Source organism: Kocuria sp. (assembly GCF_030536815.1).
GTDB classification, from domain to species: domain Bacteria; phylum Actinomycetota; class Actinomycetes; order Actinomycetales; family Micrococcaceae; genus Kocuria; species Kocuria gwangalliensis.
On sequence record NZ_JAUNPE010000006.1, the window covers coordinates 2,104 to 15,985 of the forward strand.

The window sequence follows — 13,882 nt, forward strand, 5'->3', positions numbered from 1 at the left end:
CCCCACCCACACCCCCCCCCGGGGCCCCCTTCCCCAACCAAGGCCGCCCCGCGGCGTCGTGATTCTCAGAAGAGCTCGACAGCCTCAGATCCACATGGCGGGATCGATGTAGGTGGCCGGGTCCACCAGGGGTTCCTGCTTCTCGGGCGTGCGCTGGCGAATCTTGCCGGGAATGCCCGTGACGATGGAGTCCTCCGGGACGTCCTTGACGACCACGGCATTAGCGCCCACGGCGGAATCCGATCCGATCATCAGGGGGCCCAGGATCTTGGCGCCGGCGCCGATGGTGACACGGTCGCCCACGGTGGGGTGACGCTTGACCGGCTCCAGGGAACGGCCGCCCAGGGTCACGCCGTGATAAATCATGACGTCCTCGCCGATCTCAGCGGTTTCCCCGATCACCACACCCATGCCGTGATCAATGAAGAAACGCCGGCCAATGGTGGCGCCAGGGTGGATCTCCACACCGGTGGCCCACCGCGCAGCCTGGGACACCGTGCGGGCCAGTAAACGCGTGTTGGGGTCCTGCCACAGCTTGTGTGAGAGCCGGTGCGCCCAGATGGCGTGCAGCCCCGAATAATTCAGCGCGATCTCGAGATTCGAGCGAGCCGCTGGATCATGGACGTGGGCGGTTTCGAGATCCTCCTTGAGTCTGCGCCAAAAGCTCACGTGTCAGTACCTCTTCTGCTCCGCCCCGTGTCCGGGGGCCCAATGATCTCGTGATGTCAGCCGACACCGGTGGCGTCGTTTGTGCCAACGCTATCGAACTCTCATGCTATTCCCGCGCCCGAAGCATCCTCGAGAAGCCGCGGGTCTCGGCGGCAATGGTCTTAAAAGCGCATGCGCGGCGGCGACCCTCTGGCCGCTCGCCGCGCATATGCTCTCAACTCATCCGCTGTGAGGCGGAATCAGCCGCGGATGTCTTCGTAAAGGATGGTGGAGATGTAACGCTCACCGAAGTCGCACACGATCGCCACGATCAGCTTGTCGCGGTTCTCTTCCTTGGCGGCTTCCTCGAGCGCGGCCCACACGATGGCACCGGATGAGATGCCGCCCAAAATACCCTCGCGTGAACCCAGTTCACGGGCGGTGGTCACGGAATCTTCAACGGTGACGTCGTACACGTCGTCGTAGATCTCGCGGTTGAGGATCTCGGGAATGAAGTTCGCGCCGAGACCCTGAATCTTGTGGGGGCCGGCCTTGCCCTCGGTCAGCAGCGGGGAATCCGAAGGCTCCACAACGACCATGCGAATGTCGGGCTTCTGCTCGCGCAGGTACTTGCCGGCACCGGAAATGGTGCCACCGGTGCCAATGCCGGCTACGAAGATGTCGATGTCGCCGTTGGTGTCTTCCCAGATCTCCGGGCCGGTGGTGTTGTAGTGGACATCCACGTTGGCGGGATTGGCGAACTGACGGGCCAGCACGGCGTTCTCGGTGGTGTTCACGATTTCCTCGGCCTTGTCCACGGCACCGCGCATGCCCTCGGCGCCGGGGGTCAGAACGATTTCCGCGCCGAAGGCACGCAGCATCACACGACGCTCGGTGGACATGGTCTCGGGCATGGTCAGGATGACCTTGTAACCGCGAGCCGCACCCACCATGGCCAGAGCGATACCGGTGTTGCCGGAGGTGCCCTCCACCACGGTGCCGCCGGGCTTGAGCTCACCGGACGCCTCGGCGGCGTCAATGATGGCCTTACCGATCCGGTCCTTGACCGAGTTGGCCGGGTTGTAGAACTCGAGCTTGACGGCAACATTGCCGGGAAGGTCCTGGTCCAAGTGGTTCAAGCGGACCAGGGGAGTTCCGCCCACGATTTCCGTGATGTTCTCGTAAATCTTGCCCATGGATGTTTCTCCTGTCGTGGATTCGTGCCGGGAGGTGTGTCAGCGCAAAACTGGTTTTCAGCCTAGCGCCGGTGCCTGTCGGATCTCAGTGCGTTAGCCACACGGCGTAATCTTTGCGGACCTTGGCCAACTTGGGATTGATGATCACCTGGCAGTAGCCGTTGAATGGTTGGTTTCCGTAAAAATCCTGGTGGAAATCTTCGGCCTCCCACAGTGGCTGGGGTTCTTCGATGGTCGTGACGATCGGGTCCTGAAACAGGGGCTGAGCTTTGTTGATCGCCTGCTCGAAGAGTGCCCGCTGCTGCTCGTTGGCGGGGAACATGGCGGAGCGGTACTGCGTGCCCACGTCGTAGCCCTGCCGGTTCAACGTGGTGGGATCGTGGCCGGTGAAGAACAGGTCCAGGATCACGTCCGCGGGAACCACCATGGGGTCGAAGGTGACGACCACGGCTTCCGCGTGACCCGTGGTGCCCGAGCACACTGATTCGTAATCCGGGTGCTGCGTCTGGCCGCCGGTGTACACGCTGCGGACGTCTTGCACGCCGCGGACCCGGCGGTAGACGGCGTCCAAGCACCAGAAGCAACCGCCGGCGAGCACAAAGGTTTCTGTTGAGGGAGAACTCATAGTCCGTATAACGCGCAAATCGCCGCACAATTCCCGAGCCGCCGGCGGTCTGCCCTCCTAGGATGGTCACATGACGTCCGAGGCCCAACCCCACCACCGATCGACGCCCACACTTGCACAGGTGGTGGATGCCGCGGATTCCCTGTGGCCGTTCCGGCTCCAGGAGGACTGGGACGCCTCGGGCTTGGTCACCGGCCGTCCGGACCAGCCGGTGCAACGCATCCTTTTCGCGGTGGATCCGGTGGCCCCGGTCATCGCTGACGCGCTCCAGCGCCACGTCGACCTCCTGATCACCCACCACCCGCTCCTCCTGCGAGGTGCCACCTCCGTGGCGGCGCACGGGTTCAAGGGACGGGTGATCCACGACCTGATCGAGAACCGCTGTGCCCTCCTCGCCTGCCACACCAATGCGGACTCCGCTCGCCGGGGCGTGTCCGACGCCCTGATCGCGGCCACCGGTGTCAATCCCGACGACGCCGCCCCGCTCTTTGCTGACGGCACCGACCCGAACGCGGGGCTGGGGCGCGTGGGCACCCTGTCCCGCAGCGTGAGCTTGCGGGAACTCGCCCACCGCCTGGCCACGAATCTCCCTGGCACCGCGCAGGGACTGCGCATCGCGGGGGACCCGGATCAAATGATCACCACCGTTGCCGTGTGCGGTGGCGCCGGCGATTCACTGTTCGAAGAGGTCCGTGCCGCGCGGGCGGACGTGTACATCACCGCGGACCTGCGCCACCACCCCGCCTCAGAAGCACGCGAGCACGCCCTGGGACCCGGAGGTCATGGCGCGCCCGCACTGATCGACGCCGCGCACGCAGCGAGCGAGGCCCTGTGGCTTCCCTGGGGTGCCCAGGACCTGCAGCGAACGCTTGCCGCCCGGGGATTCGACGTGGAGGTATCCGTGAGTGATGTGCGAACCGACCCGTGGGATTTCCGGGTAGCCTCACCCGACTCCGATTCAACGCCGAATCACACCTCAGGAGAGACTTCATGACCGAACAACAGGCCGCTTTGCTCGCCCTCCTGGACCTCCAGGCGGTGGATTCCGAACTGCACGCCATCATGGTCAAGGCCAAATCCTTGCAGGAGTCCGAGCATGTGAAATCGTTATTGGCCCGCCGCGCCCAGGCCATCGAGGCGGCCAAGCAGTTGGATGCCCGTGGCAAAGAAGCCGCGAGCGCCGTCGACGGGGCGGACACCAAGGTGCGGGAGATTCAGGCCAGGATCGACCGGGACAGCGAGCGGCTCAACCACGGTGGAACGGCCAAGGATTTAATGGGGATCCAGCACGAGATCGACACGCTCACCAAGCAGCGTGGCCACGCCGAGGACGCCCAGTACCAGGCCATGGAACACGCCGAAGCGGTGGCGGCGGACCGGGAACAGAAACTCCCGCTGTTGCGCGCCGCGGACGCCCAGGCCCGAGATGCGGTGAGCGAGCGGGATCGGGGTTTGGCCGAGTTGCAGGATCGTCACCGCGAGCTCACGGCCCAACGGCCCGAACGGGTGAGCGCGGTGGGCGACGAGACCCTGGTCGCGCGCTACGACTCGCTGCGCAATGCCCGCGGGGGCGGGCGGATCGCGGTTGCACGGTTCGAGCGCGAGACATGCGGGGCGTGCGGAACGCACATGAGTCCGGGGGACGCGCAATCGATCCTCAACGCGCCCGCCGGAACCATTCCCACGTGCATCGAGTGCTCCGCGCTCTTGGTCCGCTGAGCAGACCGGGCCGGGTGGCGCGGTAGGATCGACGCTGGACAGGCGGGCCGGGTGACCGCGCGGCGCACCGAAAGGCGCGTCTCGAGGAAAGTCCGGGCTCCGCAGAGCTGGATGGTGGGTAACGCCCACTCGGGGAAACCCGCAGGAAAGTGCCACAGAAAATAAACCGCCCGCCACGCGCGGGTCAGGGTGAAAAGGTGGTGTAAGAGACCACCAGCGTGCCGGGTGACCGGTGCGGCTCGGTAAACCCCATCCGGAGCAAGGCCATGCAGGGTGCGTTCGAGGGCTGCTCGTCCAAGTGCCCGGGTAGGCTGCTTGAGCCGCGCGGCAACGCGCGGCCTAGATGGATGGTCACCACCGCGGTTCGGGTAACCGGCCGCGGCACAGAACCCGGCTCATAGGCCCGCCTGTCCCCTAGACTTCTGGGGTGCTGATTCTGCTGCCCCCGTCCGAGTCCAAGACCGCTCCCGTCTCCGGTGCCCCCATTGCCCGAGGCGCCCTCAGCTTTCCGGAGCTGACCGAGGATCGAGAGCGTCTGGTCGCCACACTGGCGCACGTGAGCGGGCAGAAGAACGCGCTCGCGGTTCTGGGTGTGGGGCAATCCTTGGCGGACGACGTCGCTCGCAACCGTGAGCTTCTCACCGCGCCTTCCGGCCCGGCACTGTCCGTCTACTCCGGAGTGTTGTACGACGCCCTGGACGCGGCCTCACTCTCCGACGCCGCTCGCGAGGTGGCGGATCGCTCACTCGTGGTGATCTCCGCACTGTGGGGCGCCGTGCGGCCCCACGACCATATTCCCGCATACCGGTTGTCGATGGGAACGGATCTGCCCCGGCACGGAAAGCTCAACACCTGGTGGAAGCCGCGTCTGTTCCCGGTGTTGGATCAGGCCGCAGTCGGCCGGGTGGTCGTGGATTGCCGCTCGGCCGCCTACGCCGCCGCGTGGAAGCCACCGGCCGCTCGAACCGTTGCCGTGCGCGTGGAACAGCTCAACGAGACCGGGAAGCGCTCAGTGGTCTCGCACAACGCGAAACACACCAGGGGCCTGGTGGCGCGGTTCTTGTGTGAACACGAGGTGGCGCACGGAACTCTTGAGACCGTCGAGGCCGTCCGTGCTGCCCTCGCTCAGCGCTGGACGGTAGAGCTGACCGAGCCCACTGCGCGCAAAGCCGGAACACTCACCGTCGTCCTGGACCCGCCCGCGAAGTGAAGTCCTCCGGACCCGCAGACTCGACACTGCGCCCACCCGTCCCATCACGACGTCCGAGTTTGCGAGCCGCGGGCAATGGGTGGCTGGCCAGCCGGTTCTGCTGCCCGGGAGTCAGTGACCGAACGGGTCCTCGTCCTCGCCCGGCAGCCAGGTCGAGTCGTTGGACCACTGTTCCTGCCTAATGGCCTTCCTGGCCTTCTTGCCCCATTTGGTGTTGAGCCGGTCCACGTAGAGCTTGCCGTCCAAGTGGTCGTACTCGTGCTGCATCACGCGGGCGAACCAGCCGTTGGCCTCGAAGGCGAGCGGGTCGCCGTTCTCGTCCTGACCCGCTATGCGGATCCAATCGGCACGTTTGAGTGGCCACGAGTAACCGGGAACCGACAGGCAGCCTTCGGATTCCTCATCCGGGTCCGGGGCCACTTCGGAGATCTTGCCCGCGGTCAGTACCGGGTTGACGATCACGCCGCGTGCAGGGACTCCGTCATCGTTGTCGAAGCCGTAGGTGAAGATCCGCAACCCCACCCCGATCTGGGGTGCCGCGAGTCCCACCCCGTGGGCCTCGTCCATGGTCTCGTACATGTCCGCAATCAACGCGCGCAGTTCGTCGTTGAATTCGGTGACCTTCGCCGCGGGACGGTGGAGCACCGGATTCCCGGTAATGACGATAGGGCGAATGGCCATGTTGTGGTTCCTCACACGGTGCTGTCGGGGCTGATGGTCCGCAGGCCAATATATCGCGTGACGTGTGATGTCGCGGGCGCATCATGTGCACCGCTAATATTAAGCATGCTGCATATCCTCCCCCGGAGGGGTGTGGCGCCAGATTCGCGGTTCGGGTTGAACTGGCCGATGGATCACAACACCTAATGGACTGAGTTGAAGGGGGCATGCCCGAGTGAGGGTCGCGTCAGCACCGCACGGCCACGTGTATATCCAACACCTGGCGGACCCAGAAGGCTCGGGCTCTGTGTACCGCCTGCCCGACCCGACCCCGGAACGATCGGTTCCCGGTGCACCCTGGTGGCCCCTGGTCATGTTGGACGTGGAGTGGATCAATGACCACGCCCACGAATTCGATGTTTTTCATTTGCACTTCGGCTTCGACGCCGTGCCGCCGGCGGAGCTCCAACGCATCGTTGCGGCATTGCGCGACAACGGCAAGCCGCTTGTCTACACGGTTCACGACCTGCGCAACCCGCATCAGACGGATCCTTCGATCCATGACGCCGCACTGGATGTTCTGATTCCCGCGGCGAATCACCTGATCACCCTGACTCCGGGGGCGGCGCAGGAGATCCGCCAGCGCTGGGGTCGCGACGCCACCGTGATTGCGCACCCGCACGTGGTGCCGTTGGAGGTACTGAACCACCCGCGTCCGCAGCGCGAGACCGTCACCGTGGGAATGCACCTGAAAAGCATGCGCACCAATATGAATCCACTGCCGGTCCTGCGAACCCTGCTGGCGGAAATCCGTGACCGTGACATGGATTTACTCATCGATGTCCACACGGATGTGCTCACCCCCGGTATGCCCCATTACAACCAGGAAGTTTCCGAACTCTTGAACCACGCGCGTGATCGCGAGGACGTGCGTGTCCACGTCCACGATTTCTACACGGACGACCAGCTGTGGGATTACTTGCTGGGCGTGGATCTTTCCGTCCTCGCGTACCGGTTCGGTACGCATTCCGGGTGGCTCGAAGCCTGCTACGACCTGGGCACGCGCGTGCTGGCCCCGTCGGTGGGTTTTTATGACCAGCAGCATCCGGGGGTTCTGAGTTTCGACTGGGATGAGCAGGGGCAACCGGATTCGAATCAGATTGCGGCCGCACTCGACGGGTTACCCGCCTTGCCGCCGTGGCGAACCACGCGGTCGGAACGCACTCGACAACGGCAGGACATCGCGCGAGCACACTCGCGGATCTATCAAGCGGCAACGGCGGGGAGGTCATCATGAAAATTGCGTTGTTGGCCCATGACCGCTTTCCCATCGCGGTTCCTTTCGCGGGTGGCCTCGAATCATTCACGTGGTACCTGGCCAAGGGACTTCGGGAACGAGGGATCGACGTGGTGGTCTTCGCCGCGCCCGGAAGTGACCCGGAATTAGGCGCCGAAGAGCTCGCCGTCGAACCGGTGTCACTCAGTGAGCAGGCCCGCAGCGACGTCTCGATGCCCCCTGAGGGCCAAGTGCGCGAGACCATTTCCTACCTGCAGGTCATGACCGCCCTGGCTGAACGTGATGACATCGATGTGGTGCACAACAATTCACTGCACTACCTGCCGATTGCCATGGCCCAGTCACTCAAACAGCCCCTACTGACCACGTTGCACACGCCCAACACGCCGTGGATGGAACCGGCGTTACGGTTGAGCCCCTCGGTACGAACCGCAGCCGTGAGCACGTCGATCGCGCACATGTGGCGTGATGTGACGGACGCGCGGGTGATTCCCAACGGCGTGGACCTCGACCGTTGGTCATTGGGTCCCGGAGGGGACTCGTTGGTGTGGTCCGGTAGGATCGTGCCGGAAAAGGCACCCCACCTCGCCGCGCTGATCGCTCGGGAGGCGGGGTGGAAACTGCGCATTGCCGGTCCGCTGTCCAACCAGGAGTACTTCGAAACTCAGTTGAAGCCCTTGCTGTCGGAGGACATCACCTACGCGGGTCACCTGGAACCGGATGAGCTGCACCACCTGGTGTCCCACAGTGCCGCGTGCCTGGTGACGCCGCAATGGGAGGAACCCTACGGACTGGTCGCGGCCGAGAGCATGGCGTGCGGTACCCCGGTTCTGGCGATTGCTCGAGGTGGTTTGGCGGAGGTGGTGCGTGCCCCGGGCGGGTTATCGGTGCTTCCCGAGGCCACCGACGACCTCACTGTCTCGAGCGCCGCGCGCGCCCTGGAGGGAGTGCTCGCCCTGGATCGTTGCACGGTGCGTGAGCATGCACGCGCCCACTGTTCGCTGGACGCCACCGTTGATCGGTATGTGGACTACTACCGGGAGCTGGTCGCGCAATGATCGGTTACTACATCCATCACCAGGGGCTGGGCCATCGCACCCGAGCGCTGGGCATTGCGCGCGAGCTCGGCGTGCCCGTGACGGGGTTCAGTTCCTTGGGGGCACCGGAGGGTTGGCCCGGTGAGTGGTGCACGTTGCCCATGGATGTTCCCGGTTCCCCGGTGGATCCCACGGCCAATGGTGTGCTGCACTGGGCGCCCCTTGATCACGCGGGATACCGCGAACGCATGCGGTTGCTGGCCGAGCGGCTGGGATCGGACATATCGGTCATGGTCACGGACACCTCCGCGGAGGTGACGCTCCTGGCTCGGCTCCTGGGGGTCCGTACCGTGGTCATGGCCATGCGCGGAAACCGCACGGATCGCACGCACCGGGACGCATATGATGCCGCCTCCCTCATTGTCGCCCCGTGGACCGCGGAAACGGCCGAGGAGTACTGGCCGCGCGAGTGGACCGACAAAACCGTGTTCACCGGAGCCATTTCGCGTTTCGACCAACTCGCGGCCGCGTACGCGGGGCCTGCCGCCGACGTCACTGGGCCGAGTTCGCGCCGCAAAGTTCTGGTGGTCTGGGGCGGGGGAGGCACCGAGGTGACGGAGCAGGACATTGACCGAGCCCGGCTGGTGAGCCCCGACTGGGAGTGGACCGTTCGCACACCCGCACACCCCTCGCCCGATCTGTGGGCGGACTTGCAGGACGCGGATGTGGTGGTGACCCACGGCGGTAATAATGCGGTGGCCGAACTCTCGGCGGCGGCCCGGCCGGCAGTGGTGATTGCCCAGCCCAGGCCCTTCGACGAACAGCACGCGACCGTCCGAGCGCTCAGGAACGCAGATGTGTGCACCGCACTCGACGGCTGGCCGGAGGCGGCGCAGTGGCCCACGCTGTTGAGCAACGCGCTGGCCCGCGGTAATTCCGGCTGGTCCCGGTGGCGCCACGGAGACGGTGCACGCCGTGCGGCGCAGGCCATCGAGCGCCTCGATGATGTGGTGGTGACGTGCGGATCGCATTGATCACCATTGTCAGCGGCCGCCACGCGCACCTTCGCAGACAACTCGATTGGGTGTCCGCGCTGGACCCGCAACCGCATGCACACGTTGTGGTGAGCATGGGTGACCCCGAGATTGCGGACCTGGTGGCCGGACACGGGAACGGGCGCGGCGTCGTCGTCAGCATGGAACCCGCCCGGGAACTGCCGCTGGCCGCGGCGCGAAACGCGGGGGTGGCCACTGCGAGCGGGCTGGGGGCCGACGCCGTGGTCCTGCTGGATGTGGATTGTCTGCCCGAACGAGGTTTGCTGGGCGATTACGAACGAGCGTTAGTGGAGATCGGATCCGAAACGGCCGTGATCAGTGGCCGGGTCAAGTACCTGCCCGAGGGCATGGGCGAGCACGACTACACCCCCCAGCGCGTGGTCGAGCTCGGTCGTGATCACGACGCGCGAGTGATACCTCAGGGTGCAGCCCTGGTCGAGGCTGATCCCCGCATGCTGTGGTCCCTCAACATTGCCGCCACGGTCGAAACCTGGAACCGGGTTGGTGGGTTCGACGAGTCCTACGTGGGTTACGGGGGAGAGGACACCGATTTCGGGCAGCGGCTCGCCGCGGCCGGAGGGAGCATGTGGTGGAGCGGGCTGGCCTGCGCCTACCATCAGCATCACCCCACCGTGACGCCCCCGGTGCAGCACGCGGCGTCGATAGCGCGCAATGCCAACATCTTCCGCGGCAAATGGGGGTTCGACCCCATGGAGGGTTGGTTGCAGCACATGCTCGGGTCGGGGCACCTGACCCGAGAGGGTGGGCAGTGGCGCGCTGCGACCGACCCTCGATAGCACCTAGGGATCATCTGCCACTAAAGTCATTCTTGTGAATGATCAGCACGTTCCGATTACGTTGGCCCTGGTGAATGACTACCCGGTGGTGACGCAGGGCATTGCACGGATGCTGGAGGACTTCGACCGGCTCGAGGTCGTGGAGCTTGCAGCGGGGGAGAACCCCAGCCGTGTCGTGGACCTGGTGCTCTACGACGCCTTTGCCGCACGTGGCCGGGGCCGGTACGACGTGGTGCGGCTTCTCGAGGACGAGCGCAACCGGAAGCTGGTCGTCTATACGTGGCACGTGGCCGACGTTCAGGTGCAGCAAGCGCTAGACCTCGGTATCGACGGCTATCTGTCCAAGGAACTCGATGCCGATGAACTCGCCGATGCCCTGATCCGGATCCACCAGGGCGAACGCGTGGTGGAGCCGAAACCGATGTCGGAACATATCGAGATCGCCGATTGGCCCGGCCGCAGTGCCGGGTTGTCGCCGCGCGAAGCAGAGGTTGTCGCCCTGATCACCCAGGGTGCGACCAACGATGAGATCGCCCGCACGTGTTACCTGAGCATTAACTCCGTCAAGTCCTACATCCGTTCCGCGTACCGAAAAATGGGTGTGGAGCGACGCAGTCAAGCGGTGCTGTGGGGCGTGCAGAACGGGATGCAGCCAGAAAGAACTCATCATTGATTTCACCCCCTGAGGTGGTAGAACCACTCAGGTTGACGCGGCAGAATAGTCATATGACTGATCAATTTGCCGCAGACAAAGCCGCACGTGAACTCGCCGGAGAAGAAGGCGGGTTCCCCACTCAGGAACAGGCTCCCCCGGGGCTGACCACGGAGATGACCCCCGTGCCCGACCACGGTGAGGAGAGCTGGGTCGGGCGAGGCCGGCTCGAAGGCCTGAAGGCGCTGGTCACCGGTGGTGATTCGGGTATCGGCCGCGCCGTGGCCATTGCGTACGCGCGGGAAGGCGCGGATGTGGCCATCAATTACCTCCCGGAAGAACAGTCCGACGCCGAGGACACCAAACAGTGGATCGAGAAGGCCGGCCGCAAGGCTGTGCTTCTTCCCGCGGATCTCCGGGACGAACAGGACGCCCGTGGTGTGGTGGATGACGCCGCCTCCCAGCTGGGTGGTTTGGACATCTTGGTCAATAACGCCGGGTTCCAGTGGGCTCGCCGCGATGGCGGTCTGCAGGGTCTGAAGACCGAGGAAATGGACCGTGTCTTCAAGACCAACCTGTACGCCCTGTTCTGGGTCTCCCAGCAGGCGCTGAAGTACCTGAAGGACGGCTCGAGCGTCATCAATGTGAGCTCGATTCAGGCCTACGACCCGTCCGAGAACTTGATCGATTACGCCTCCACCAAGGCGGCCATCAACAACTTCACGGTCAACCTGGCCAACGAGGTCGGCGGGAAGGGTATCCGCGTCAACGCGGTGGCGCCCGGCCCGATCTGGACCCCGTTGCAGCCGGCCACCAAGGCCGGCGAGTCGATGCCCGCGTTCGGCGGCGACACCGCCCTGGGCCGTGCGGGTCAGCCTTCCGAACTGGCCGGCGCCTTCGTGTTCCTCGCCAGCCCGGCCGAGGCCTCCTACGTCTCCGGCACCGTTATCGGTGTCACCGGAGGTAAGCCGGTCTTCTAACCCGGACCGCGCCCGGACCGCTGGGCACGCGGTGCTCACGTTCGGATCATCTTGGACGACCACGGCCGCCCCTCCCGGGCGGCCGTGGTCGTACGCCGTCGCCCGCGCGGGGACTGCTGCCGGAGTGTTCATGGAGGATCGAGATCGGCACCCTCCTTTGCTACATTGAGCAGCGGAGCCCCGCATCTGGGCTCGCGGACGAGGGAGCAGTACCCGCACCACGACAAGACTGACTCAGAAAGATGCACGTCATGGCGTGGTTGATTCTTATTCTGTCCGGGATGTTCGAGGCCGTTTGGGCGGCCGCCCTGGGAGCATCGCACGGATTCAAACGTCTGGTCCCCACCCTCATTTTTCTCATGAGTCTGAGCCTGAGCATGGCTGGTCTCGCGTGGGCGATGACCTCACTTCCCACCGGCACGGCGTACGCGGTGTGGGTCGGGATTGGCGCAACGCTCACCGTGATCTGGGGCTTCGTGAAGGGTTATGAGCGTCCCACCATTGTGCGGGTGCTCCTGCTCGTGTTGCTCGTCGGCTCCGTGATCGGCCTGAAGGTGGTGAGCTGAATGCCGTGGATTGTGCTGTTGATCAGTGCCGTGTTCGAGGCTGTCTGGGCCACCGCCCTCGGTGAATCCAACGGCCTGAGCGAGTTGACCCCCACCATCGTGTTCTTCGCCGGACTCGCCGTGAGCATGGCGGGACTCGGCTGGGCCGCCAAACACATTCCCATCGGCACCGCATACGCCGTGTGGACCGGCGTGGGGGCCGCCTTGACGGTGATCTATGCCATGGCCACCGGAACGGAAAGCGTCTCGGCCGGGAAGATCATTTTTCTCTCGGGCATCATTGCGGCGGTGGTCGGCCTCAAACTGGCCCCCAGTAAGCCGGTTGACGCCCTGGACTCCGCAGGTGGAGCCGGGTCTTCGACCACTCGCTGACCCTGGCCCCTCATTAACCCTGCCCACTCACTGACCCAGCCAGGAACCCGGTGCCTTGTTGAGTCCGGAAGGCACCGGGTTGTTCACGACGTGGCTGCGGGCATTATCCGCGTTCGTTGTTCTTGCGCGCAGCCTTGGAGCCCAGGGTGGTGAGTACCTTCACAACCTTGGAATTCAGGGCGGAAGCGGCTTCCCTGCCTTCCTGGAGCCCGGATTGTTCCGGTCGTGCCCCGGGAAGTAGCCGATTTGCCAACCCCAGGCCGCGAGTGGTCAGGCCTGGCGCCAGGCCGTGGACTCGCTGGGCGACCTTGGGCAACCAGCCGACCAACACCGTGGGTTTGCCCGCCAATACACCGTCCACGATGATCCGCGCCGCGCGGTCCGCGTTCATGGAGAGAACGGGCAAGGACGCTGCCGGGGCAAACCATGCGTACTCCTTGGCCGACTGACCCGTGAAGAAGGCTCTCTCATGGGAACCGGTGCGCATGAGACCCGGAGCGATGGTGGTAGCCGTAACGCCGGAACCGGCCAGGGCCACCGCGAGTCCTTCGCTGAAACCCACCGCGCCGAACTTGGCGGTGGCATAGGGGAGTAGATGGGGAGGAGATATCAGCCCACCCACTGAGGTGACGGTCCCAATGCGACCGGATCGTCGCTGCCGCATGCCGGGCAACACCTCCAGCGCGCAGTAAATGGGGCCGTAGGTCATGGTGTCAATGGCGTCCTTGAAGTGTTCCACGGTGATCGCCTCGAGCGGGCCGGCCTGAATGATGCCGGCCACGGTGATGAGGACCTCCACGGGGCCCATGTCCTGTTCCACCTCGCGAACCAGTTGCTTCACGGCGTCTGCGTCGCGGACGTCGCAGACATAGTCCTTGACGGTTCCGTGGGGTGATAGCTGCTCCTTCGCGCGAGTGAGCTCATCGTGGTCCCGAGCGGCAATGGCTACCGCGTGGCCCCGGTCCAGGAGCTCGCGGCTGACCAGGAGGCCGAGACCTCGTGACCCACCGGGTACCAGTGCAATCTTCAGTGTGCTTACCATCCGTTTAGTTTACGGGAGGCTGGGCA

The 13,882-nt window shown here is 64.9% G+C and carries 16 protein-coding genes, 1 other RNA gene and 1 riboswitch; of the genes, 12 read left to right on the forward strand and 5 right to left on the reverse strand.

Going from position 1 to position 13,882, the window contains the following annotated elements; all coding sequences use genetic code 11:
- Positions 1 to 84 precede the first annotated feature (84 nt).
- From epsC to msrA, 3 genes are all read right to left on the reverse strand, one after another.
- A complete protein-coding gene (gene epsC / locus Q4E95_RS01520; RefSeq protein WP_303381617.1) occupies positions 85 to 669 on the reverse strand; it encodes a serine O-acetyltransferase EpsC in 585 nt (194 codons plus the stop codon).
- A gap of 239 nt (positions 670 to 908) precedes the next feature.
- Positions 909 to 1,844: a cysteine synthase A gene (gene cysK, locus Q4E95_RS01525; protein WP_303381618.1), complete on the reverse strand. Its 936-nt coding sequence runs from the start codon at positions 1,842 to 1,844 to the stop codon at positions 909 to 911.
- Positions 1,845 to 1,929: 85 nt separating this feature from the next.
- Entirely contained in the window at positions 1,930 to 2,469 is a 540-nt protein-coding gene (msrA, locus tag Q4E95_RS01530) for a peptide-methionine (S)-S-oxide reductase MsrA (RefSeq protein ID WP_303381619.1), read from the reverse strand.
- A gap of 70 nt (positions 2,470 to 2,539) precedes the next feature.
- Here msrA and Q4E95_RS01535 point away from each other — a divergent pair, with 70 nt between their 5' ends.
- The 4 genes from Q4E95_RS01535 (at position 2,540) to Q4E95_RS01550 (ending at position 5,398) form a co-directional block, all read left to right on the forward strand.
- Positions 2,540 to 3,463 carry a Nif3-like dinuclear metal center hexameric protein gene (locus tag Q4E95_RS01535; RefSeq protein ID WP_303381620.1) on the forward strand — a complete coding sequence of 308 codons (924 nt, stop codon included), beginning with the start codon at positions 2,540 to 2,542 and terminating at the stop codon, positions 3,461 to 3,463.
- A complete protein-coding gene (locus Q4E95_RS01540; RefSeq protein WP_303381621.1) occupies positions 3,460 to 4,188 on the forward strand; it encodes a zinc ribbon domain-containing protein in 729 nt (242 codons plus the stop codon). Before Q4E95_RS01535 ends, Q4E95_RS01540 begins: the two co-directional genes overlap by 4 nt.
- Positions 4,189 to 4,227: 39 nt before the next feature.
- Positions 4,228 to 4,602, forward strand: an RNA gene (gene rnpB / locus Q4E95_RS01545) — RNase P RNA component class A.
- Between the two features lie 13 nt (positions 4,603 to 4,615).
- On the forward strand, positions 4,616 to 5,398 hold the full coding sequence (locus Q4E95_RS01550; protein ID WP_303381622.1) for a YaaA family protein: 783 nt from the start codon (positions 4,616 to 4,618) through the stop codon (positions 5,396 to 5,398).
- 111 nt (positions 5,399 to 5,509) lie between these two features.
- On the opposite strand, the gene def is transcribed toward Q4E95_RS01550, so the two are convergent.
- Positions 5,510 to 6,079, reverse strand: a complete 570-nt coding sequence (gene def / locus Q4E95_RS01555) for a peptide deformylase (RefSeq protein WP_303381623.1) — start codon at positions 6,077 to 6,079, stop codon at positions 5,510 to 5,512.
- A gap of 214 nt (positions 6,080 to 6,293) precedes the next feature.
- Here def and Q4E95_RS01560 point away from each other — a divergent pair, with 214 nt between their 5' ends.
- The 8 genes from Q4E95_RS01560 to Q4E95_RS01595 all read left to right on the forward strand — a co-directional run bounded on the left by Q4E95_RS01560 (position 6,294) and on the right by Q4E95_RS01595 (position 12,814).
- Positions 6,294 to 7,355 carry a glycosyltransferase gene (locus tag Q4E95_RS01560; protein ID WP_303381624.1) on the forward strand — a complete coding sequence of 354 codons (1,062 nt, stop codon included), beginning with the start codon at positions 6,294 to 6,296 and terminating at the stop codon, positions 7,353 to 7,355.
- Positions 7,352 to 8,413: a glycosyltransferase family 4 protein gene (locus Q4E95_RS01565; protein ID WP_303381625.1), complete on the forward strand. Its 1,062-nt coding sequence runs from the start codon at positions 7,352 to 7,354 to the stop codon at positions 8,411 to 8,413. Before Q4E95_RS01560 ends, Q4E95_RS01565 begins: the two co-directional genes overlap by 4 nt.
- Positions 8,410 to 9,426 carry a glycosyltransferase gene (locus tag Q4E95_RS01570; protein ID WP_303381626.1) on the forward strand — a complete coding sequence of 339 codons (1,017 nt, stop codon included), beginning with the start codon at positions 8,410 to 8,412 and terminating at the stop codon, positions 9,424 to 9,426. The genes Q4E95_RS01565 and Q4E95_RS01570 overlap by 4 nt, the downstream gene beginning before the upstream one ends.
- A complete protein-coding gene (locus Q4E95_RS01575; RefSeq protein WP_303381627.1) occupies positions 9,411 to 10,244 on the forward strand; it encodes a glycosyltransferase family 2 protein in 834 nt (277 codons plus the stop codon). The genes Q4E95_RS01570 and Q4E95_RS01575 overlap by 16 nt, the downstream gene beginning before the upstream one ends.
- A gap of 34 nt (positions 10,245 to 10,278) precedes the next feature.
- Positions 10,279 to 10,917, forward strand: coding sequence for a response regulator transcription factor (locus Q4E95_RS01580; RefSeq protein ID WP_303381628.1), 639 nt, complete (start codon positions 10,279 to 10,281; stop codon positions 10,915 to 10,917).
- Positions 10,918 to 10,970: 53 nt separating this feature from the next.
- Positions 10,971 to 11,876 (forward strand): SDR family oxidoreductase, encoded by a 906-nt coding sequence (locus Q4E95_RS01585; protein ID WP_303381629.1) that lies wholly within the window; start codon positions 10,971 to 10,973, stop codon positions 11,874 to 11,876.
- Positions 11,877 to 12,048: 172 nt separating this feature from the next.
- Positions 12,049 to 12,115: riboswitch (guanidine-III (ykkC-III) riboswitch) on the forward strand.
- Positions 12,116 to 12,127: 12 nt separating this feature from the next.
- Positions 12,128 to 12,442, forward strand: a complete 315-nt coding sequence (locus tag Q4E95_RS01590; protein ID WP_303381630.1) for a multidrug efflux SMR transporter — start codon at positions 12,128 to 12,130, stop codon at positions 12,440 to 12,442.
- On the forward strand, positions 12,443 to 12,814 hold the full coding sequence (locus Q4E95_RS01595) for a multidrug efflux SMR transporter (RefSeq protein ID WP_303381631.1): 372 nt from the start codon (positions 12,443 to 12,445) through the stop codon (positions 12,812 to 12,814).
- Positions 12,815 to 12,917: 103 nt separating this feature from the next.
- Here Q4E95_RS01595 and Q4E95_RS01600 read toward each other — a convergent pair whose 3' ends face one another.
- Positions 12,918 to 13,856, reverse strand: a complete 939-nt coding sequence (locus Q4E95_RS01600) for an SDR family oxidoreductase (protein WP_303381632.1) — start codon at positions 13,854 to 13,856, stop codon at positions 12,918 to 12,920.
- Between the last annotated feature and the right edge of the window lie 26 nt (positions 13,857 to 13,882).